Genomic DNA, 21,474 nt, shown 5'->3' with positions numbered 1-21,474 from the left:
ATCCTATGCGTGTTCTGGTTGTGGAAGATAATGCCCTGCTGCGCCACCATCTTTCAGTACAACTGCGAGAAATGGGTCATCAGGTTGATGCTGCTGAAGATGCCAAAGAAGCCGATTATTTTCTCCAGGAACATTTACCTGATATCGCGTTGGTTGATCTGGGCTTACCCGGTGAAGACGGCATGTCGTTAATTCGTCGCTGGCGCAATGATGCCGTGCGTCAGCCTATTCTGGTGCTGACCGCCCGTGAAGGCTGGCAGGCGAAAGTCGAAGCGCTGGAAGCCGGTGCGGATGATTACGTCACAAAACCGTTTCATATTGAAGAAGTTGCCGCACGCCTGCAGGCATTAATGCGCCGCAACAGTGGTCATGCGTCGCAAATTATTGCCATGCCGCCGTTTCAGGTCGATTTATCGCGTCGCGAACTGACGGTGAATGAAAGCCCGGTTAAGCTGACCGCCTTTGAATATACCATCGTGGAAACCTTAATTCGTAATGCGGGCAAAGTGGTGAGTAAAGATTCATTAATGTTGCAGCTGTATCCCGATGCCGAATTGCGTGAAAGCCACACGATCGATGTATTAATGGGCCGCCTGCGCAAAAAAATCCTCGCGCTGCATTCTGACGAAGTTATCGCTACCGTTCGCGGCCAGGGTTACCGCTTTGATCTCTGATGATGTCCTGGCTTAAACGTTATCGCCCTATTTCGCTGCGGACACGCTTTTTACTGGCCTCCGCAGCCATCGTTCTCATTCTCTCGCTTTCTTATGGCATGGTCGCCGTGATTGGCTATGTGGTGAGTTTTGATAAAAACACCTATCGTGTGATGCGAGGCGAGAGCAATTTATTTTTTACCCTGGCACAGTGGAAAGATAATAAGCTGACAATTGCGCAGCCCGAGCGCACCATGCTTAATTTCCCCACCCTGGTATTTATTTATGATGAACACGGCAAGCTGCTCTGGCAGCAGCGTGATGTGCCGGAAATTCGTGAGAAGATTCAACCCGAATGGCTGTTAAAACCTGATTTCTACGAGATTGATACCAACAACAGCACCAGCCGGGCCGCCATGGGCGACAATCTGACGGCACAGCAGCAGCTTCATGCGTGGGATGATAACGACGATGACGATCAGGATACGTTTACCCATTCAGTTGCCGTCAACCGCTACGATGCCACCACCAACCTGCCCGCCCTGACCATTGTGGTGGTCGATACCATTCCGCAAGAGCTACAGCACTCCGATGTGGTCTGGTCATGGTTCAGCTATGTTCTGGCCGCTAACCTGATTTTAATTGTCCCGCTGCTCTGGCTGGCGGCGCACTGGAGTTTACGGCCGATTGGGCATCTGACGCTTCAGGTACGCGAACTGGAAACCGGACAGCGTGAAAATCTGGACGATAAGCCCCCGCAGGAGCTGCGTTCGCTGGTGCGTAACCTCAATCTGTTGCTGACCAACGAGCGTCAACGTTACACGCGTTACCGCACGACGCTGGCCGACCTGACCCACAGCCTGAAAACACCGCTGGCGGTCCTGCAAAGTACCCTGCGTTCGCTGCGCGGCGGAAAAGAGTTAACCATCGAACAGGCCGAGCCGGTGATGCTGGAGCAGATCAGCCGCATCTCTCAGCAGGTCGGTTATTACCTGCACCGAGCCAGCATGCAGGCCGATCATAATCCCCTGCAGCGTGATCTGCATTCGGTATCGGGTTTACTGGACAGCCTGTGCTCGGCACTGAATAAAGTGTATCAGCGTAAAGGGGTGGAAATTACCCTGGATATTTCCCCGGAAATCACCTTCTTTGGCGATCAGAACGACTTTATGGAAGTGATGGGCAATGTGCTGGATAACGCCTGCAAATACTGTCTGGAATTTATTGAGGTCAGTGCTCATCAGACCGAAGATGCGCTGCACATCTATATTGATGATGACGGTCCGGGCATTCCGGAAAGTAAACGCGACCTGATTTTCGTGCGGGGACAGCGCGTCGACACCATGCGACCAGGCCAGGGGCTCGGGCTGGCCGTGGTGCGAGATATCCTTGAGCAGTACGCCGGTAATGTCATCGCCTCCAGCAGCCCGTTAGGCGGTGCGCGCATGGAAGTCGTATTTCAGCGTCAGGAAATGGAACATCGCCGCGAGTAGTTCAGGCTGCGGGCTGTTATACTTGCAGGTATTTTCAGCCCTTAGCGGACTTTCTTTATGGATTATCAGCTCGATCTCAACTGGCCCGATTTTATTCAGCGTTACTGGCAAAAGCGCCCGGTAGTGCTGAAGCGTGGCTTTAAGAATTTTATCGATCCCATTTCGCCGGATGAACTGGCGGGCTTAGCCATGGAAAATGAGGTCGACAGTCGGCTGGTCAGCCAGCCAAACGGAAAATGGCAGGTCAGCCATGGTCCGTTTGAAAGCTACGATCACCTGGGCGAAAACAACTGGTCACTGCTGGTTCAGGCGGTTAATCACTGGCATGAGCCCTCTGCCGCACTGATGCGCCCTTTCCGCTTTCTGCCGGACTGGCGCATTGACGATCTGATGATCTCGTTCTCCGTGCCCGGCGGCGGCGTGGGTCCGCATTTCGATCAGTACGATGTGTTTATTATTCAGGGCACCGGCCGCCGCCGCTGGCGCGTCGGGGAAAAAGTGCCGATGAAACAGCACTGCCCGCATCCTGACCTGCTGCAGGTCGAGCCGTTTGACGCCATTATCGATGAAGAAATGGAACCGGGCGATATTCTCTATATTCCGCCGGGTTTCCCGCATGAAGGCTACTCCCTCGAAAATGCGTTGAACTACTCTGTAGGATTCCGCGCGCCCAGCGGACGTGAACTCATCAGCGGCTTCGCCGATTATGCGCTGGCCAACGAGCTGGGCAGCCTGCGTTATACCGATCCCGATGTGCCTTCGCGCGACTGCCCGTCGCTGATTTTGCCTGAAGAAGTGGAAGGCTTACGCAAGGTGATGCTGGATGTGGTGAATCAGCCTGCACACTTTGAGCAGTGGCTGGGCGAATTTATTTCACAATCACGCCACGAACTTGACGTTGCGCCACCGGAACCGCCTTATCAGCCCGATGAAATCTATGATGCGCTGCAACAGGGCGATGTATTGTCTCGTCTGGGTGGATTACGTGTCCTGACGCTGGGCAATGCGATTTATATCAACGGCGAGCGCGTCGAATGCGCCGATCCGCGCGTGATGTCCGTGCTGGCACATCGTGATGAAATCACCCTGGATGATCTGGGAGAGGCTCTTGACGATCCGGCCGTGCTGGCGCAGATTGCCGGGCTGATTAACGCGGGTTACTGGTATTTCGGCGCTGAATAAACCGCTGGAGAAGTGTTGTTCCCATCCGTTTACGCCGTCTCCTCGCCCGGCCCGGACGAGGAGACGTTGTTTTAACCTTTCTTCTGACCGGCCAGTTCTGCCAGGCGAACGATGACGTCGACGGACTGCGCCATGATGTTCAGCGAGGCAAACTCGTGCTTGCCGTGGTAGTTATAGCCCCCGGTAAACAGGTTTGGACAGGGCAATCCTTTCCATGACAGGGACGAACCGTCCGTACCGCCGCGAATCGGTTTCACCACCGGCTCGATGCCGCAGTCGCGCATCGCCTGCAAGGCCAGATCGATAATATGCGGGAAAGGTTCGACTTTTTCGCGCATATTGCGGTAGCTGTTGCTGATCTCTACCGTAATACCACAGCCGGGATGCAGGTCTTTATTGATCTCATCCGCAATTTGCTGCAGTGTGCGTTTGCGTTGTTCAAACGCCTCGGTATCAAAATCACGAATGATGTAGTGCAGCTCAGCGTGCTCAACCGTGCCTTTCATCTGGTGCAGATGAAAGAAGCCCTCATAACCGTCTGTCCATTCCGGCTTCTCTTTCGCAGGCAACGCTGCACTGAAACGCGTCGCCAGCTCCAGCGCATTGACCATGACATTTTTCGCAGACCCGGGATGAACATTGTTGCCCACGACTTTCACCAGCGCCGAGGCCGCATTGAAGTTTTCGTATTCAAATTCGCCCAGATCGCTGCCGTCGACGGTATAGGCCCAGTCAGCCGCAAAGCCTTCAACATCGAAATGCGACGTGCCCCGCCCAATCTCTTCGTCTGGGGTAAAGGCAACGCGAATGGCACCGTGCGGAATATCGCCTTCCGCCAGTCTGGCCATGGCCGTCATGATCTCGGCAATGCCCGCTTTATCATCCGCGCCCAGCAGCGTTTTGCCATCGGTGGTGATCAGGGTGTGACCGATAAGCTTATGCAACACGGGGAACATGACCGGTGACAGCACTTCATCACCATTGCCCAACGCGATATCGCCGCCCCGGTAGTTTTCGATGATTTGCGGATTAACATGTTTCGCGGTGAAATCGGGTGAGGTATCCATGTGCGAAATAAAGCCCACCACCGGCGTTGGCCAGTCCACATTGGCCGGTAGCGTGCCCATCACACAACAGTGATCGCTCAGGCTGACATCCACAAAACCCAGGGCCAGCAGTTCTTCCTGCAACTGGCGGGCCAGTACCCACTGACCTTCGCTGCTGGGCACCTGACGTGCCTGCGGTTTTGCCTGCGTCTCTACTGCCACATAACGCAAAAAGCGTTCTAATAGTTGCTTCATATGCCATCCTTAAAATTTACCGCCGGTCATTATTGATAAACCGGCAAGACATCGTGTTGCGTCAAATCATTATCGTTCAGGTTAAGGCTGCCGGGACATATTCCGCACGCCAGACAGCATAAAAAAACGGGCAATCGCTGGTTTTTGCGGCGGTTAACGCAATCCTGCCCTGCATCACCCAGATTCAGAGTCAAAACCGGGGCGCGCTTTTTCCCACTATCGCGGCCCTTTTCTTTGCTGACAGGCTGCCGGGTCAGCAGACAGAAATATTAATAAGGTAAGCACGCACACAGCCGTTTCGGGCTCCTGTAACCTTTGTGATGCGTCCCGGGAAGCATCCGGCTGCGCTTAATCATACGGCGGCGGGGTTTAACGCCGCTGAGGATGAGAGGAGGCAGGCAACAGCCGCATGCCGTTCGGAAACCGCACGCAGGCCGTTAACCCGTGCATCAACAGGCGGCCTGACTCCCTGCCGCCGCTGGGCTGCCGTAAACCCTGAGGCCGGCGTGTGGCACGACCGTCTTATTGATGAAAGTGTTTTCTTTCAGGTGTGCGGTGGCATCACACACAAGATTATTTGTGCAGCCCGTGCAACAGCTTATGTACGAAGGCGGGAACCACTTCACTTGCGAGCCCGTAGTGACTTTCGGCAAACTCATTGCCCACCTGGCTGGGCTCCAGATTCAGTTCCACCGTATGCGCGCCTTGCAGCTTTGCCTCATGAACAAAGCCCGCCGCGGGATACACGTGGCCTGAGGTGCCAATGGCAATAAACAGATCGGCCTGTTCCAGCGCCTGGTAGATGTCTTCCATACCCAGCGGCATTTCGCCAAACCAGACGACATGGGGGCGCAGGACAGAGGGAAACTGACAGCAGGTACACCGGTCGTTCTCCGTGACGTCTTCCTGCCAGTCGATCACCTGTCCGCTACTGGCACAGCGCACTTTTAACAATTCGCCGTGCATATGCAGCACACGGCTGTTGCCCGCGCGCTCGTGCAAGTTATCGATATTTTGCGTGACAAGGAAAAAGTTGTCGCCCAGCACCTGTTCCAGTTCTGCCAGCGCCAGATGCGCGGCATTCGGCTGGATCTCGGGCTGCTGAAGCTGCTGACGCCGCGCGTTATAAAAGCGCTGCACCAGCGCCGGATCGCGTCGGAAACCTTCTGGCGTGGCGACATCTTCAACCCGATGCTCTTCCCATAATCCGTCCGCGGCACGAAAGGTCCTGATACCGGATTCGGCGGATATCCCTGCCCCCGTTAACACGACGATGCGCGGCAACGGGTGCGCCGCCAGTTCGGCCTGACGATCGCGTTCGAAAATACGCTGGCGAAAGCGCTGATGCACTTTCCTGCGTGTTTTCTTCAGGCGGGCAAGTCGTATACGGCGACGAGGTGTACGCATAAAGTCTCCTGGTGCGGTGAGTAAAACGTCCGCAGGTCAATCAACAAAGTTTGGGCCAGTTGGCCCGACAATCTAAAGAACAGGGCCGACAGCGCAGCATGAACGGCGCTGTCTGGTACGACTACTGTCCACTCAGGACACGCGCCGGATCGATGCGGCTGGCGCGCCGTGCGGGATACCAACTTGCCAGCAGGCTTAGCACAATAGCGGTAATCAGTACTGAAAACACGTCCAGCCAGTGCAATTCAGACGGCAGGAAGTCGATGAAGTAGATATCGCCGGCTAACAAATGGTGACCGGTCAGCGTTTCAAGACCTTTCATCAGCGATGTCAGATTCAGCGCCACCAGTACACCGACCACCACGCCGCTCACGCTGCCCAGCAGGCCTGCCAGCAGGCCGTACCAGATAAAAATTGCCCGAATCAGGCCATCTTTTGCGCCCAGCGTCCGTAGAACGGCGATATCACTGCTCTTGTCTTTAACGGCCATCACCAGTGTCGACACAATGTTGAAACAGGCGACGCCGATCACCAGCACCATGGCCAGGTACATGATGGCGCGAATCATCTGGATATCGCGGTACATATAACCGTAGGTGCCAATCCAGCTTTTGATATACACGTAAGCGTGCGTTACTTCACCCGCCGCGCGCACCAGTTTGGCCGCCTGGAAGGGATCGTTCATCTTCAGCGCGATGCCGGTCACGCTGTCACCCATATCCAGATACTGCTGCGCGTCCGCCAGCGGCACCAGAGCCAGGCTGTGATCCAGCATTCCGCTCAGCTGCAAAATACCGCTCACCTGCAGGCGAATACGTTTGGGTTGCAGGAGCTTATTCTCACCGTCGTTGTTCGGGATCATGATGGTGATCCAGTCGCCCTGCTTCACGTTGAGCGCCTTTGCGATACCACCACCGAGGATGATTTGTTGTTTCCCTGCCGCAAAGGATGACCAGGCATTGTCGGTGACAAAAGAAGGTAAGGCACTCAGCCGTGGCTCCTGTGCCGGATCCACGCCTTTCACCTGCAACGCTTCCATCTTCGCGCCACTTTCAATCAGGCCGGTAAAGTTGACATAGGGCGCGGCAGCCGCGATGCCAGGCACCTGCTCAATCGGCGCGATCAATGACTGCCAGCGCTGAAAAGGCTGATTAACGGCTTCGATTTCACCGTGCGGGACCACGGCAAGAATGCGTTTATTCAGCTCACGCTCGAAGCCGTTCATGGCGCTCAGGCCAATGATCAGCACCGCAACGCCGAGTGCAATGCCCACGGTGGAAATCACCGAGATCAGCGACACCATGCCGCCGCGACGACGGCCACGGCTAAAACGCAGCCCCAGTAACAGTGATAGCGACGATCCCATCAGACCGCTCCCGCCAGGATAATCTGATCGCTGAGCTGGCCGTCGCGCATTTCCATCTGACGCGTCATGCGTTTTGCCAGATGCAGATCGTGGGTGACCACCAGAAACGCCGTGCCCTGACGCACATTCAGCTCCCCCAGCAGTTCAAAAATGGCATCCGCATTGCGGGCATCCAGGTTACCGGTGGGCTCATCAGCCATGACCAGGCGGGGACGATTCACCAGCGCACGGGCAATCGCCACGCGCTGACGCTCACCACCAGACAGTTCAGACGGACGATGGGCGGCGCGGTGTTCCAGCCCGACGGCGGCCAGCATTTCCCGCGCGCGTGCCTGGGCTTCGCCTTTAGCGGTTTTGCCAATCAGCAGCGGCATCGCGACGTTTTCCAGCGCGCTAAAGTCAGGCAGCAGGTGGTGAAACTGGTAGATAAAGCCCAGTTCGCGGTTACGCAGTTCGGCCTTATCAGAAGAAGACATGCTGTTCAGCGAACGCCCGTCAAACACCACATCGCCCGCAGTGGGCGTATCCAGGCCGCCCAGCAGGTGCAGCAGGGTACTTTTTCCTGACCCTGAACTGCCGACAATCGCCATCAGTTCACCAGGTTGCACATCAAAATTCACGTTGCGCAGTACGTCGGTCTGTACGCTGCCTTCCTGATAGCGTTTGCACAGGTCGCGGCACTGCAACAAAGGAGAGTTACTCATAGCGTAAAGCCTCAGCGGGTTGTACGGCGGCAGCGCGCCATGAAGGGTAAAGCGTAGAAAGCAGCGCAATCACCATTGCGCTGAAGGCGATAGTCACCACCTGCCACAGATTAATATCCACAGGCAGCGCGGCACCGTCCAAAAACAGGCCAATGACCGGCATCAGGTTATTAAGCTGGCTGGCTAACAGGACGCCAAGCAGCGCCCCGAGCAACGTGCCAATAATCCCGGCACTGGCACCCTGCACCATAAAAACGGCGACAATCTGACGGCGGGTTAATCCCTGGGTTTGCAGAATGGCCACTTCACCCTGCTTCTCCATGATCAGCAGGCCCAGCGAGGTGATGATATTGAAGGCCGCAACGGCAATGATCAGGCTCAGCAGCAGCCCCATCATGTTTTTCTCCATACGCACGGCCTGGAATAAATCCCCTTTGCGTTCGCGCCAGTCTTTCCAGACCATGCCCGCGGGCAGAGCCTGTTGGCTCACGCTGTCAACCTCAAGCGGCTTATCCAGCCACAGACGCCAGCCGGTAATATTGCCCGCGGGATAGCGCATAATGCGCGACGCATCCTGCTGGTTAACCAGAATCTGATAGCCATCAACTTCGCTGTTAGCCGCATACGTGCCCGCCACGGTAAACAGGCGCTGGCTCGGCACGCGCCCCATGGGCGTGAACTGGCTGACGGACGGCACCATCAGGCGGATCTGATCACCCCGTTTCACGCCCAGCTGCGAGGCCAGTTGTTCGCCCAGGATGACGTTATACTGACCGGGCTGTAACACGCTTTGCGGCGTGTTAACGAGAAAAGGCGTCAGGGGATCCTTTTCGTCCGGCTGGATCCCCAACATCACCCCGACTGAGACGTTGTGTGCACTTTGCAGCACCACATTACCGGTGGTCAGCGGCGCGATGCGGTCAACGCCGTTGAGCTTGAGTGCAGAGGCAGGGAATTGCTGCGGATTGATGCTGCCCGTGTTGCTGGTGATCAGCGCCTGTGGCATCAGGCCCAGGATGTTGCCCTCAAGCTCGCGCTCGAAACCGTTCATCACAGACAGCACAGTAATCATGGCCAGCACGCCAAGCGTGATACCAATGGTGGAGAGCCAGGAGACAAAGCGACCGAAACGATCCGCTGCTCTTCCGCGCATGTAGCGCAGACCGATAAATAGCGCGACAGGTTGATACATGGTATCCAATGTGCAGTTGCTGGAAAATAAGTAGAGAGGATGATAAAGGAGCTGTGCACTTTATGAAACCTCTAACCCTCTGAGTCTGCTGCAAAGTTGTATCAGAATAGGTTAGCAGACGGTTTGATGCACAGGATTAAGCCACAAAGATGATGTTTATCGTACGATCATCCACGCCCCACATCGGTATACTTATTCGGGTAAAGCGGTGACGGCTATGACCGTGACTCTGATGTACCCGATTCACTTTCCTGCGAGCCCTGTTCGCAAAAAAGATTTACACACAGCAACCCTTCTGCATCGCCTGCATCAGGCGAAGCGGCAGAAAAAATCTGCCGCAGAGGTGATCCCCATGGCGTATTATGGAATGATGACGCCCTGGTAAAAATGGAGCAACCTCGAGATCACATGTCCGAACCGACTCGCTATACCCTGCCCGTGAAATCAGGCGACCAACGCCTGCTCGGTCAGCTGACTGGCGCTGCGCACGCGGTTGAGTGTGCCAGCATCACTGAGCGCCATGCAGGTCCGGTGTTAATGATTACACCCGATACGCAAACCGCCCTGCGTCTGCTGGACGAGATTCGTCAGTTTACCGATTTACCTGTTACCCACCTTGCGGACTGGGAAACGCTGCCTTATGACAGCTTCTCACCCCACCAGGATATTATCTCGGCACGTCTGTCCACCCTGTATCAGTTGCCCACGCTGCAACGCGGCATGCTGATTATGCCGGTCAACACGCTGATGCAGCGTGTTTGTCCTCACAGCTACCTGCACGGTCATGCGCTGGTGATGCAGCAGGGCCAGAAACTGTCACGCGACCGCCTGCGCGACCAGCTTGAACAGGCCGGCTATCGCCATGTCGATCAGGTGATGGAGCACGGCGAGTACGCCACACGCGGCGCCCTGCTCGATCTGTTCCCGATGGGCAGTGATCAACCCTACCGTATCGATTTTTTTGATGACGAGATCGACAGCCTGCGCCTGTTTGATGTCGACAGCCAGCGAACGCTGGAAGCCGTTCCCGCCATTAATTTGCTGCCGGCCCATGAATTTCCCAGCGATAAAACAGCCATTGAACTGTTCCGTAGCCGCTGGCGTGAAAACTTTGATGTGCGCCGTGAGGCAGAGCATATTTATCAGCAGGTGAGCAAAGGCACCCTGCCGGCCGGTATTGAATACTGGCAACCGTTGTTCTTCGACCAGCCGTTACCGTCGCTGTTTAGCTATCTGCCTGACAACACGTTGATCGTGAACTGTGGCGATCTGGAAGGCAGTGCCGAGCGCTTCTGGCAGGATGCGAATGCGCGTTACGAAAACCGCCGTGTCGATCCCATGCGCCCGCTGCTGGAGCCGACCACGCTGTGGCTGCGCCCGGATGCCTTAATGGGGGAACTCAAAGCCTGGCCGCGTATCCGTATGACCCATGAGGTGCTGCCGGCCCGGGCCGCCAATACCAACCTGGGCTATGAATCCCTGCCCGATCTGTCCGTTCAGGCGCAGGCGAAAGCGCCGCTGGATCATTTACGTCAGTTCCTGGAACAGTTTACCGGTGATGTGGTGTTTTCCGTTGAAAGCGAAGGCCGCCGTGAAAGCCTGCAGGAGTTGCTGGCGCGCATTAAAGTACGGCCGAAACCCATTCGTCATCTGCGCGAGGCCCGTGACGCACAGTATGGTCTGATGATCGGTGCCAGCGAGCGGGGCTTTGTGGATACACAGGGGAAGCTGGCTTTCATCTGTGAAAGCGATTTGCTGGGCGAACGCATCAGCCGCCGCCGCCAGGATACGCGCCGCACCATTAATCCGGACATCCTGATTCGCAACCTGGCGGAACTGCATCCGGGCCAGCCTGTGGTGCACCTTGAACACGGCGTCGGGCGCTACATCGGCCTGACCACGCTGGAAGCTGGCGGCATTCAGGCAGAGTATTTGATGCTCTCCTATGCCAATGACGCCAAGTTGTACGTCCCGGTTTCCTCCCTGCATCTTATCAGTCGTTATGCCGGCGGTGCCGACGAAAATGCACCGCTGCATAAACTGGGCAGCGATGCCTGGTCGCGCGCGCGGCAGAAAGCGGCGGAGAAAGTGCGCGACGTGGCCGCTGAACTGCTGGATATCTATGCTCAGCGTGCCGCCAAGGCCGGGTTTGCCTTCAAACATGACCGTGAGCAGTATCAACTGTTCTGCGAAAGTTTTCCGTTTGAAACCACACCCGATCAAACCCAGGCCATCAATGCCGTGTTAAGTGACATGTGCCAGCCGCTGGCCATGGATCGTCTGGTGTGCGGTGATGTGGGCTTTGGTAAAACCGAAGTCGCCATGCGCGCGGCCTTCCTGGCGGTGGAGAACAACAAGCAGGTGGCGGTGCTGGTTCCCACCACCCTGCTGGCTCAGCAGCATTACGATAATTTCCGTGACCGCTTCGCTAACTGGCCGGTGCGCATCGAAATGCTGTCACGCTTCCGTAGCGCCAAAGAGCAGAATCAGATTTTGCAGGAGGCCAGCGAAGGCAAAATTGATGTGCTGATTGGCACTCACAAGCTGTTGATGAGCGACATTAAGTGGCACGATCTGGGCTTACTGATCGTCGATGAAGAACACCGCTTTGGCGTGCGTCATAAAGAGCGCATCAAGGCGATGCGCGCCGATGTGGATATCCTTACGCTGACCGCCACGCCGATTCCCCGTACGCTGAATATGGCCATGAGCGGGATGCGCGACCTGTCCATCATCGCCACGCCACCCGCGCGTCGTCTGGCGGTAAAAACCTTTGTACGGGAATACGACGACTTAGTGATTCGCGAAGCCATTTTGCGTGAAATTTTGCGCGGTGGTCAGGTCTATTACCTGTATAACGATGTCGAAAATATCGAGAAAGCCTCGCAGCGGCTGGCGGAACTGGTGCCGGAAGCGCGCATTGCCATTGGTCACGGACAGATGCGCGAACGCGATCTGGAACGGGTGATGAATGACTTCCATCATCAGCGTTTCAATGTTCTGGTATGTACCACCATCATCGAAACCGGCATTGATATTCCGACGGCGAATACCATCATTATCGAACGGGCCGATCACTTCGGGCTGGCACAGCTACATCAGTTGCGTGGTCGCGTGGGCCGGTCGCACCATCAGGCTTATGCCTGGCTGCTGACCCCACATCCCAAAGCCATGACGACCGACGCGCAAAAACGTCTGGAAGCCATCGCCTCCCTGGAAGATCTGGGGGCAGGCTTTGCGCTGGCTACGCACGATCTCGAAATTCGGGGTGCCGGTGAACTGCTGGGTGAAGAGCAAAGTGGTCAGATGGAAACCCTGGGCTTCTCGCTGTACATGGAACTGCTGGAAAATGCGGTCGATGCATTGAAAGCCGGTCGCGAGCCTTCGCTGGAAGATCTCACCAGTAATCAGACCGAAGTAGAACTGCGCATGCCTGCCCTGCTGCCAGAAGACTTTATTCCGGACGTGAATACCCGTTTATCGCTGTATAAACGCGTAGCCAGTGCCGAAACGGAAGAGGAGTTGCAGGAGCTGAAGGTGGAAATGATCGATCGCTTCGGTCTGTTACCCGATCCGGCGCGTAATCTGCTGGACATCGCCGTGCTGCGCATGAAAGCGCGAGCGGTGGGCGTGCGCAAAATTGAAGCCAGCGACAAAGGCGGTTATTTTGATTTTGCTCCGCAGAACAGTGTCGATCCGGCCTGGCTGATTGGTCTGCTGCAGAAAGATGCAAAGCAGTGGAAACTGGAAGGTCCGACACGGTTACGCTTTACCCGTGAGCTGACGGAACGAAAGGTGCGCATGGACTGGGTGCAGTCATTTATGAACCAGTTACTGGAAAATCAGGTCGCGTCTTAACCGCGCTTATCGTTTTGCTTCATTGTGCTGACAAGCCGCCTTACGGCGGCTTTTTTTATGGTTGGCTGAGAAGTGCGTATCATGCGCCTGTTTCCGCTGCCACGCTTTTCATCAGTAGCGTACATTCATGCCGTGGTGTCAGACAGGCTTTTTATGCGGATCACACGGTGACTGACGTCGGCCAATCAACAGCGCGCCAAGGCAGGCACAGGACGTGACCAGCATCAGGGGCGTCAGCGCATAGGTAAAACTCCCCGTGCTGGTGCGAATTAAGCCAATTAGCCAGGTGCCCACAAACACGCCCAGATTATTAAGGGCATTGATTTGCCCGATGACCACAGCCGCCGCGCTGGCGGGGATCATCTCGGTTGCCATCGCCCAGAACGGGCCCTTAATCATTGACGCTGCGGTAATGGTCAGGCAAAGCACCATCAGCATCGGCCAGAGATGAGTAACATACATGCTGGCCGCAAGACCGGTCGCTCCCAGCAATAACGGAAAAGCGGTGTGCAGACGACGCTCGCCTGTCTGGTCAGAGTGACGTCCCCACAGATACATCGCCAGGCTCGCCACCGCGAACGGAATGGCATTGACTAAGCCAATCTGAATAACGCTCAGGTTAAAGGTTTTAATGATTTGAGGTTGCCATAATGCCAGACCATTGGTAACGGCGGTTCCGCCCAGATAAATAAGCGTCAGCAGCAGCACGCGCGGACTGAACAACGTGGCGAACAGGCTGACGCGCGGGGTTGTCGGGGCGGTACTTTTCTGCTCTTCCGCCATCGTATGACGTAACCAGCTGCTTTCCTGCGGGCTCAGCCATTTAGCCTCCAGAGGCTGCCTCGGCAACATCAGAAAAGTCAGGAAGCCCAGCGCGACAGCCGGCGTACCTTCAAGGATAAATAACCAATGCCAGCCACGCAGGTTCATCAGGCCATCGAAATTAAGCAGTGCGGCGGACAGCGGTGAACCCAGCACGCTGGACACCGGCAGCGCCATCATCAGGATGGCCACCATTTGTCCACGATAACGTTTGGGAAAACAAAGCGTAAAGTAATAAATGACGCCCGGGAAAAAGCCGGCTTCCGCGATCCCCAGTAAAAACCGGAGAAGATAAAAAGATACCGGGCCCTGCGCCATTGACATGCCCGCCGCCAGCAATCCCCATGCAATCATGACGGCAGACAGCCAGCGGGTTGCGCCCACTTTTGTCATTACCATATTGCAGGGCACGGCGAAAAGGCAGTAGGCAAAGAAAAACAGCCCTGCACCCAGGCCGTATGCGGCAGCGGATAAGCCGATGTCGCCATTCATTTGTAATGCCGCAAAGCCGACGTTGACGCGGTCCAGGGACGCCAGAAAATAGCCTACCGTAAACAGCGGCATCAGCCGCCATGCCATCTTGCGCACCGTGCTGTGCTCGACTGAGGTGTTATCACGCATTGAACTGTTCCCTTTTACTTTTGCACCGAAGCAAACCGGTTTTGTTATCAACGGTTAGCCTGCTTTCTCAATGCATTTGATAAGAAAGAGTAATTAAGCGTAATGCTCTTTCCCTGACTGTGCACTTTGTTCTAAATATGTAAAAATCCAGCAAGTAATGTGTTACAAAAACTGTCCTGACGTGACTGTCTGTGAATCGCGTGAATGAAAATGTCAGCCTGACGCCGCCGCTTTAACGCAGCCATATTTACCGGGCAGCGGGGATCTGATGCATAAGGTCAGCCACGCACGGCGAGCAGCCTGGAAGAGGCTATCGTTCGGTTGCGCGCTTTAGCGTTCGGATAAGCAAAAAAAAGCGCATCCGGAGATGCGCTTATCATTTTTGTTATGTGTGCTGTGTGACCGCAGTGCGGCAAGCTTTGCCCTTAAGCCTTGTCGCCGTTCAGGATCAATTGTCCGTTACGGTCAACCGGAATACGCGTACCCGGATCGTTTTCCATACGGATTTTACCCTGCTGGTCGCCGATCTTGTAGGTTACGTCATAACCCAGCATCTTTTCTTGTTTATCGTATACGGTTCTGCAACGCTGTTCAGACGTCGTGTAGGTATCACGATCCTGCAGGCCGCCCTGAACCTGGTTACCGGCATAACCGCCTGCCAGCGCACCGGCTACCGTTGCGACATCGCGTCCGCGACCGCCGCCAAACTGATGACCCAGCACACCGCCCGCTACCGCACCCAGTACTGAACCGGCGATACGGTTTTCATCCTGAACCGGACGACGATGCGTCAGCGTCACGTTACGACATTCCTGACGCGGTTGTTTGATAGATTCTTTTATTGGTGTTGCTGACAGCACCTGTGCGTATTGAGGACCGCGGTCAAACACGTTAATGCTTGCTACGGCGGCAACACCCAGTGCCGCTGCCACGCCAATACCGATACCCGCTAACATTGATTTATTCACAGGAAGTTCCTCCTGAAAGTGTTACCGCGCATTCCTGCCGCTGGATATCCCTCACAGCACTGGCAGAACCGGCGTGCGCGACTCGCCGTTTGGTTGAGATAAGTTTTACAGATGTAAAGCTTTTGCAATATCGGAATTTGGGAAGAAAATCGCGCCAACAGTGGTACTACCACGTTTTCGGAGAGTTCTGAACAGAAATGACAGCGTAAAATCGTGCGCGGGTTTCGCCACCGGAACAGCACCGGTGGCGAAGTCAGGCGAATCCGCCCCGTACTCTTAGTGCAGTTTCAGCCGGGGGCGAATCACCCGGTTCAGGCTCCCCACCACCATCATCAGGCCAGTTTTGATATAGCCATGCAGGGCGACCTGATGCATGCGGTACAGGGAGATATAGACAACACGGGCGATGCGCCCTTCAATCATCATAGAGCCACGCATCAGGTTGCCCATCAGGCTTCCTACCGTACTAAAGCGCGACAGCGACACCAGCGAGCCGTGGTCTTTATAGACGTAGGCTTTCAACGGTTTGCCCCGGTACTGCAGCAGGATGTTATCCAGCGCACAGGACGCCATCTGATGAGCTGACTGCGCACGCGGTGGCACGAATCCGCCACCCGGCAAGGCACAGGAGGCGCAGTCGCCGATAGCGTAGATATTCTCATCCAGCGTGGTTTGCAGCGTGTCTTTGACCACCAGCTGATTAATGCGATTCGTTTCCAGTCCACCGATGCCTTTCATAAAATCAGGCGCTTTGATGCCCGCTGCCCAGACCATTAGATCGGCTTCGATAAATTCGCCGCTCTTCGTGTGCAGGCCCTGCTTATCTGCGCTGGTGACCATCGTTTGTGTCAGCACGCGAACACCCAGCTTTGACAGTTCCTGATGGGCCGCAGCCGAAATACGCGGTGGTAAGGCTGGCAGGATACGTTCGCCCGCTTCCACCAGCGTTACGTTCAGCGCTTCACTGTCGAGCGCCTTATAGCCATAGCTGTGCAGTTGCTTCACGGCATTATGCAGCTCCGCCGACAGCTCAACGCCTGTTGCTCCGCCCCCGACGATGGCGATATTGACCTTCTCCAGCGCCCCTTCACTGGCCGAGAATTTCAGGAACAGGTTAAGCATTTCGTTATGGAAACGGCGAGCCTGTTGCGGGTTATCGAGAAAAATGCAGTGATCTTTGACGCCCGGCGTCCCAAAGTCGTTTGAGGTACTGCCCAGCGCCATCACCAGCGTGTCGTAGGCCAGTTCGCGCTCGGGCACTAACACGTCCCCCTGCGCATTGACCACTTCGGCCAGCTGAATCACTTTCTTTTCGCGGTTGATGTTAGTGAGCGAACCCAGCTGGAACTGGAAACCGTGATTACGGGCATGCGCCAGATAACTCAGCGCATCAATCCCCTCATCCATCGATCCGGTAGCGACTTCATGCAGCAGCGGCTTCCACAAGTGACTGTGGTTGCGATCGACCAGAATAATCTCGGCTTTCTTTTTACGCCCCAGCTTGTGGCCCAGTTGCGTGGCCATTTCCAGCCCGCCGGCACCGCCGCCAACAATAACAATTTTCTTAACAGATGCAGTCAACAAGGACCCCCTCAAATTGTGAACCAAAAGTTAATCAATGGTTAAATTAAACCTTAATAAACATAGGGTTGGCGACATAACATCGCTATCTGAAGGCAGAATACCATGACGGCCCCGGATGGGCCTCAGAAAATTGATGTACATCAAATTTAGCAGACTGTTCCTGGCATAAAGCCCGGCATCGTGCGGTTGCCGCGTTGTGTTACACCGTGGTTTTGAAGGCGTTGATTCGCTGGAGATGGGGCGAGAGATTCCTGAACTTATGGCTTTCGCTTTCGTCCCAGATAAGGGGGTAATAAGGCTGGAGCAGCGTCGCGGTGCGCTGGCTGTCAAGCGCCTCATCATGACGCGCTAAAATGGTCAGGCAGCGGTCACGATTACGCTCGCGAAAATCGCTGACGCACTTGGTGGCTATATCCAGGTACTCTTCAGGACGATCAATCCTGCCTTCCATGGTCTCGAAGGGAAAGAGGTTGGGATTAAACAGGACCTGACGGATACCGCATAAAAAACCAATACGCTCGGACCAGTAGCCTCCTAAGCCGACCCCGCAGATCAGCGGACGGGGATCATCACTGAGGCCCAGCATTTTATCTGTTTCTTTCAGCAGAAATTGCATGTCATGTTTAGGATGACGGGTGCTGTAACTGATGAGTCTGACATCAGGATCGATAAACTGCAGTTGCAACACCTTTTCGTGGTTGCCCGGGCTCGTCGCGTCAAAACCGTGCAGATAAATAATCATGTTTATCCTCTATGGCTGTCGCGCCGGGCAACCTGATGGCTATAACGCGTCTTTATGTGCCAGCCAGCGCGCCTGTAGCGCACTGAGCTGCTGCGCATTGTCTTTCCAGCGGCGACTCGCTTTCAGGCTCTCCCGGCTCAGGGTTCCACGATGATACAACTGCATGACAGGCTCCGCTTCGATCAGGGTCAAATTATCTATGACACTGACGGCGCCCTTGCGATCGTTACAAACCAGAACCATGTCACAACCGGCAGACAGTGACTGCTGCGCACGCTCCGCATAGCTGCCCATCACGGCGGCACCTTCCATGGAGAGATCGTCAGAGAAAATCACGCCCTTAAAGCCCAGTTCCTGGCGTAACACCGTTTTCAGCCAGTAGGGTGATCCGCTGGCAGGAAGCGGGTCCGCTTCGCTGTAGATCACATGGGCAGGCATAATGGCATCCAGCGCCTGTTCATGAATCAGCGTACGAAAAATGGCCATATCGTGCTCGCGCACCTCGGCTTCACGGCGATTGTCGCGCGGGGTTTCTTTATGGGAATCTGCGCTGACCGCACCATGACCGGGGAAATGCTTACCGGTCGTCTTCATTCCCGCCTCATGCATACCGGCAATAAAGCGGCGCGCTATCGCGAGAGCGATCTGCGGATCCGCGTGAAATGACCGGTCGCCAATGGCCGCACTGATGTGGCCGATATCCAGCACCGGCGCAAAGCTGATGTCGATATCCATCGCTATCATTTCGGCGGCCATCTGCCAGCCTGCCTGCTGGGCCAACTCCCCTGCCGTGCTCATATCGTGGAGCGCAGCAAATGACTGCATCGCCGGTAGTGTGGTGAAGCCGTCACGAAAACGCTGTACCCGACCACCTTCCTGATCGACGGCCACAACCAGACGAGTGTGCGACGCGGCGCGGATCTGACGGACCAGCTCGGCCAGTTGCGCCGGATCGTGGTAATTGCGGGCAAAAAGAATCACGCCACCCACCAGCGGATGGCGCAGTATGTCTCGCTCTTCGGCATCCAGCTCGAAACGCTCAACGTCCAGCATGAGTGGGCCGGGAAAACGTGTTGTCATAACCTGTATCCTGTCTCTCTGCGCCTCTGCGCAAAGCCGTTAAATCTGTGACCAGCTCTGTTGAGCCAGCAGTTGTAATTGGGCATCGCCACTCTGTTCTGCGCGCAGTTGATACCAGCTGGCCACTAGCAGGTGCAGCCATGGTTGCCAGCGACGAACCTGACGCTGAAGTGAAGCCAGCGGTAACTGCATCCGCTCAGCATAGTCGGTTAGCCAACCGGTTTGCTGATCCGGCACGGCAAAACAGACGGCGGCCAGCTCCAGCGCCACATCCCCGTCCGCGGCATATTCCCAGTCGATAAGATGCAGCCCCTGCGATGACTGGATCAGGTTGGCAGGATGAACATCCATATGCAGCGGGGCAAGGCGCAACGGACGCGGCTCCCCCTGCTCTGTCAGCCGTTTTAGCTGGCGCAGCCAGCAATACTGACGCTGCTGGCACTGCTGCCAGTATTGCCACAGCAGGGGTAACAGCATGACACGATAACCGGTCAGCGGCTGGTGATGAAGCCGCTGGAGGAGCGTAATCACCTCGTACCGCTGTGCACGAAAACCCGCCTCATCCAGCACCTCACCTTCCTGCCAGGGCAGGATAAGGCCATGGCGGTTACCCGCCAGCGGCGCATTAACCAGCCCGCTGGGCTGCAACTTGCGCAACACACGGTGCTCGCGCTGGCGATTAACGAACGGTATCGCGGGATGCGGTGCCGGGCGGAGAAGATAGCGTCCCTGTGCGGTCAGGATGCGACAACTCTGCCCGGTTAAGCCCGCGAGTGAGGTCAGGTTGCCCGGCTGCTCACCCGTTGTAGCCTGAATCAGCTGTAAAAAAGCGGTATTAATTCTGGGCGACACCGTTGCCCGACCAGATAATTTCGCCCGTCTGCACCAGCATGAGCTGCATCTGGATGGTCGGCGTTTTGACGTCACCCTTCGCCGTGCTGTAAAGCACATACTGGGCGTTAACGTTACGCGCCAGGCCAATCGCTTTACTGCGTGAGTTAAGACTGTCGTCCGGCGAAAGCCCCAGCGCCTGTTTGGCCTGCGCCAGCTGCTCCGGCGACACCAGGCTGAACTTACCATTGTTGTTCAGCGCCGTCTGAATGGCACTGGTTGCCTTCTCCGACTGGAGTGAACCGTTAGTGTTGTTTTTGATACGATCCACCAACAGCACGCTGCCCGGCTGCACAGTTGCGGCACGCACCATTTGGGCGACCAGCGGCTGTACGGTGGCATCCCAGTTAATTGTCACCAGCTTTGGCGGCTGCGGAACGGGTTGAGGCTGAGGAACCGGCTGCGGCTCAGGCTGAGGAATGGGCTGAGTCTGTTCCTCGGGCTGAGTTTGCTGTTCCACGGGGGCAGGCTGCTGCTGTTTCAACACACAGCCCGAAAGAATAAGCGCCATCATCAGTGCGCCAGTACGATTAACACTGCGAATCACGTAACAGTCCTCAGAGATAGATATAGAGACGAACCTTGCTGGCCGTCAGGTTACCCAGTTGCGACACCGCAGCGACGCTGCCGTCAGGCGGCACCGTGACAATCTGCGCGGGTTCACGCGGCGTTATTTCCAGCCCTTTATCGTCGTACCAGTAATAACGATAGTGCACCACAACCGGCGTTTCACGCTGATTGTAGAGTATGCTGCTGGCACGTTTCTGACCGTCGTGGTCATCCAGCGTGGGCTCATCGGTAATAATGCCCGCTGAAAGCACGGATGATTCCATCACCAGCGACTGAGACGTATTGATCATCGGTTTATCACTACTGCAACCGGTCAGACTCAGCAAAACGGCCAGTCCTGTCAGCCATGAACGCATAGCAAGGTCCCCTTCAGGGATCAATGTGACAGCATCGGACCAAGCGGTTTACCGCCTACCAGATGCATATGAATATGGTAAACTTCCTGACCACCGTGCTGATTGCAGTTGATGATCAGGCGATAACCCTCTTTATCAATCCCTTCTTCACGCGCAATCTTCGCCGCCGCCGTGAACATCCGGCCAAGCGCCTGCTCATGTGCCGCCTCAACATCGTTGGCGGTCGGGATAAGAATGTTAGGGACAATCAGGATGTGCGTGGGGGCTTTAGGCGAGATATCGCGAAACGCCGTGACGAGTTCATCCTGATAAACCACGTCGGCGGGAATTTCGCGACGGATGATTTTACTGAAAATCGTTTCTTCAGCCATAGAGAGCAGTTCCTTTAGCCTGGGTAGATAATCTCTCAGTATGCGGGAGAAATTCGTTTTCTTTCAACCTCGCGCCGCTCTTTCTTACATTAAGTGGCGGTGTTTAACGCATTTCCGCCCTTGTAAGGGCACGAAACGGGCCTTTCCATTTTTATCACCCCACAGTCAGTATCGTCTCCTTTCCTGCGACCTGCCGGGTAATGAAACGATCACGTATCTCTGGTTTTCACGCGCAGCAGCCCTGCAAACGTTGGGTCGTTGCCACAGTCTCCGCTCCCCTGCTGTCCTGGCCGGGTTGACGGATATCACTCGC

18 protein-coding genes are annotated in these 21,474 nt (G+C 55.7%); 4 read left to right on the top strand and 14 right to left on the bottom strand.

Features of this window, described 5'->3' with window-relative positions:
- The first annotated feature begins 5 nt into the window (after positions 1 to 5).
- Genes phoP through G5574_RS21050 form a run of 3 tightly spaced genes read left to right on the top strand, consistent with a single transcriptional unit; the run spans position 6 to position 3,328 of the window.
- Positions 6 to 674, top strand: coding sequence for a two-component system response regulator PhoP (phoP, locus tag G5574_RS21060; RefSeq protein ID WP_033737538.1), 669 nt, complete (start codon positions 6 to 8; stop codon positions 672 to 674).
- 2 nt (positions 675 to 676) lie between these two features.
- A complete protein-coding gene (gene phoQ / locus G5574_RS21055) occupies positions 677 to 2,146 on the top strand; it encodes a two-component system sensor histidine kinase PhoQ (RefSeq protein ID WP_033737764.1) in 1,470 nt (489 codons plus the stop codon).
- A gap of 57 nt (positions 2,147 to 2,203) precedes the next feature.
- Positions 2,204 to 3,328 carry a ribosomal protein uL16 3-hydroxylase gene (locus tag G5574_RS21050; RefSeq protein ID WP_058701381.1) on the top strand — a complete coding sequence of 375 codons (1,125 nt, stop codon included), beginning with the start codon at positions 2,204 to 2,206 and terminating at the stop codon, positions 3,326 to 3,328.
- A 71-nt stretch (positions 3,329 to 3,399) separates the two neighbouring features.
- Here the strand turns inward: G5574_RS21050 and pepT are convergent, their stop codons facing one another.
- From pepT to lolC, 5 genes are all read right to left on the bottom strand, one after another.
- Positions 3,400 to 4,629 carry a peptidase T gene (gene pepT, locus G5574_RS21045; RefSeq protein WP_039341051.1) on the bottom strand — a complete coding sequence of 410 codons (1,230 nt, stop codon included), beginning with the start codon at positions 4,627 to 4,629 and terminating at the stop codon, positions 3,400 to 3,402.
- A gap of 573 nt (positions 4,630 to 5,202) precedes the next feature.
- Complete coding sequence (gene cobB, locus G5574_RS21040) at positions 5,203 to 6,036, bottom strand: Sir2 family NAD+-dependent deacetylase (RefSeq protein WP_033737540.1); 834 nt, start codon at positions 6,034 to 6,036, stop codon at positions 5,203 to 5,205.
- Positions 6,037 to 6,157: 121 nt separating this feature from the next.
- Positions 6,158 to 7,402, bottom strand: a complete 1,245-nt coding sequence (lolE, locus tag G5574_RS21035; RefSeq protein ID WP_033737541.1) for a lipoprotein-releasing ABC transporter permease subunit LolE — start codon at positions 7,400 to 7,402, stop codon at positions 6,158 to 6,160.
- Positions 7,402 to 8,106 carry a lipoprotein-releasing ABC transporter ATP-binding protein LolD gene (lolD, locus tag G5574_RS21030; RefSeq protein WP_033737542.1) on the bottom strand — a complete coding sequence of 235 codons (705 nt, stop codon included), beginning with the start codon at positions 8,104 to 8,106 and terminating at the stop codon, positions 7,402 to 7,404. The genes lolE and lolD overlap by 1 nt, the downstream gene beginning before the upstream one ends.
- Positions 8,099 to 9,298: a lipoprotein-releasing ABC transporter permease subunit LolC gene (gene lolC / locus G5574_RS21025; protein WP_033737765.1), complete on the bottom strand. Its 1,200-nt coding sequence runs from the start codon at positions 9,296 to 9,298 to the stop codon at positions 8,099 to 8,101. Before lolC ends, lolD begins: the two co-directional genes overlap by 8 nt.
- A 408-nt stretch (positions 9,299 to 9,706) precedes the next feature.
- Here lolC and mfd point away from each other — a divergent pair, with 408 nt between their 5' ends.
- A complete protein-coding gene (gene mfd, locus G5574_RS21020; RefSeq protein ID WP_033737543.1) occupies positions 9,707 to 13,156 on the top strand; it encodes a transcription-repair coupling factor in 3,450 nt (1,149 codons plus the stop codon).
- Between the two features lie 138 nt (positions 13,157 to 13,294).
- Here mfd and G5574_RS21015 read toward each other — a convergent pair whose 3' ends face one another.
- From G5574_RS21015 to hinT, 9 genes are all read right to left on the bottom strand, one after another.
- Positions 13,295 to 14,599, bottom strand: a complete 1,305-nt coding sequence (locus G5574_RS21015; protein WP_164483141.1) for an MFS transporter — start codon at positions 14,597 to 14,599, stop codon at positions 13,295 to 13,297.
- Between the two features lie 425 nt (positions 14,600 to 15,024).
- Positions 15,025 to 15,567, bottom strand: coding sequence for a glycine zipper 2TM domain-containing protein (locus G5574_RS21010; RefSeq protein WP_033737545.1), 543 nt, complete (start codon positions 15,565 to 15,567; stop codon positions 15,025 to 15,027).
- A gap of 276 nt (positions 15,568 to 15,843) precedes the next feature.
- Positions 15,844 to 17,148 carry an NAD(P)/FAD-dependent oxidoreductase gene (locus G5574_RS21005; protein WP_164483140.1) on the bottom strand — a complete coding sequence of 435 codons (1,305 nt, stop codon included), beginning with the start codon at positions 17,146 to 17,148 and terminating at the stop codon, positions 15,844 to 15,846.
- Between the two features lie 202 nt (positions 17,149 to 17,350).
- A complete protein-coding gene (gene ycfP, locus G5574_RS21000) occupies positions 17,351 to 17,893 on the bottom strand; it encodes an alpha/beta hydrolase YcfP (RefSeq protein ID WP_006118847.1) in 543 nt (180 codons plus the stop codon).
- Positions 17,894 to 17,932: 39 nt separating this feature from the next.
- Positions 17,933 to 18,973, bottom strand: a complete 1,041-nt coding sequence (gene nagZ, locus G5574_RS20995) for a beta-N-acetylhexosaminidase (RefSeq protein ID WP_164483139.1) — start codon at positions 18,971 to 18,973, stop codon at positions 17,933 to 17,935.
- 39 nt (positions 18,974 to 19,012) lie between these two features.
- Positions 19,013 to 19,825, bottom strand: coding sequence for a thiamine kinase (gene thiK / locus G5574_RS20990; RefSeq protein WP_174250608.1), 813 nt, complete (start codon positions 19,823 to 19,825; stop codon positions 19,013 to 19,015).
- A complete protein-coding gene (gene lpoB, locus G5574_RS20985; RefSeq protein WP_054634171.1) occupies positions 19,809 to 20,411 on the bottom strand; it encodes a penicillin-binding protein activator LpoB in 603 nt (200 codons plus the stop codon). The genes thiK and lpoB overlap by 17 nt, the downstream gene beginning before the upstream one ends.
- A gap of 10 nt (positions 20,412 to 20,421) precedes the next feature.
- On the bottom strand, positions 20,422 to 20,790 hold the full coding sequence (locus tag G5574_RS20980) for a YcfL family putative periplasmic lipoprotein (protein ID WP_033737550.1): 369 nt from the start codon (positions 20,788 to 20,790) through the stop codon (positions 20,422 to 20,424).
- A 20-nt stretch (positions 20,791 to 20,810) separates the two neighbouring features.
- Positions 20,811 to 21,161, bottom strand: a complete 351-nt coding sequence (gene hinT, locus G5574_RS20975) for a purine nucleoside phosphoramidase (protein ID WP_164483138.1) — start codon at positions 21,159 to 21,161, stop codon at positions 20,811 to 20,813.
- Positions 21,162 to 21,474 lie beyond the last annotated feature (313 nt).

Origin of the sequence: Pantoea stewartii, assembly GCF_011044475.1 — a bacterium.
Taxonomy (GTDB): Bacteria; Pseudomonadota; Gammaproteobacteria; order Enterobacterales; family Enterobacteriaceae; genus Pantoea; species Pantoea stewartii.
This window is presented reverse-complemented; position numbering and strand designations above follow the sequence as displayed.

What these genes read in the sequence shown, in the direction of transcription:
- phoP (WP_033737538.1), top strand. Translation starts at nt 6, where the DNA reads ATGCGTGTTCTGGTTGTGGAAGATAATGCCCTGCTGCGCCACCATCTT.
- phoQ (WP_033737764.1), top strand. Translation starts at nt 677, where the DNA reads ATGTCCTGGCTTAAACGTTATCGCCCTATTTCGCTGCGGACACGCTTT.
- G5574_RS21050 (WP_058701381.1), top strand. Translation starts at nt 2,204, where the DNA reads ATGGATTATCAGCTCGATCTCAACTGGCCCGATTTTATTCAGCGTTAC.
- pepT (WP_039341051.1), bottom strand. Translation starts at nt 4,629, where the DNA reads ATGAAGCAACTATTAGAACGCTTTTTGCGTTATGTGGCAGTAGAGACG.
- cobB (WP_033737540.1), bottom strand. Translation starts at nt 6,036, where the DNA reads ATGCGTACACCTCGTCGCCGTATACGACTTGCCCGCCTGAAGAAAACA.
- lolE (WP_033737541.1), bottom strand. Translation starts at nt 7,402, where the DNA reads ATGGGATCGTCGCTATCACTGTTACTGGGGCTGCGTTTTAGCCGTGGC.
- lolD (WP_033737542.1), bottom strand. Translation starts at nt 8,106, where the DNA reads ATGAGTAACTCTCCTTTGTTGCAGTGCCGCGACCTGTGCAAACGCTAT.
- lolC (WP_033737765.1), bottom strand. Translation starts at nt 9,298, where the DNA reads ATGTATCAACCTGTCGCGCTATTTATCGGTCTGCGCTACATGCGCGGA.
- mfd (WP_033737543.1), top strand. Translation starts at nt 9,707, where the DNA reads ATGTCCGAACCGACTCGCTATACCCTGCCCGTGAAATCAGGCGACCAA.
- G5574_RS21015 (WP_164483141.1), bottom strand. Translation starts at nt 14,599, where the DNA reads ATGCGTGATAACACCTCAGTCGAGCACAGCACGGTGCGCAAGATGGCA.
- ycfP (WP_006118847.1), bottom strand. Translation starts at nt 17,893, where the DNA reads ATGATTATTTATCTGCACGGTTTTGACGCGACGAGCCCGGGCAACCAC.
- nagZ (WP_164483139.1), bottom strand. Translation starts at nt 18,973, where the DNA reads ATGACAACACGTTTTCCCGGCCCACTCATGCTGGACGTTGAGCGTTTC.
- G5574_RS20980 (WP_033737550.1), bottom strand. Translation starts at nt 20,790, where the DNA reads ATGCGTTCATGGCTGACAGGACTGGCCGTTTTGCTGAGTCTGACCGGT.
- hinT (WP_164483138.1), bottom strand. Translation starts at nt 21,161, where the DNA reads ATGGCTGAAGAAACGATTTTCAGTAAAATCATCCGTCGCGAAATTCCC.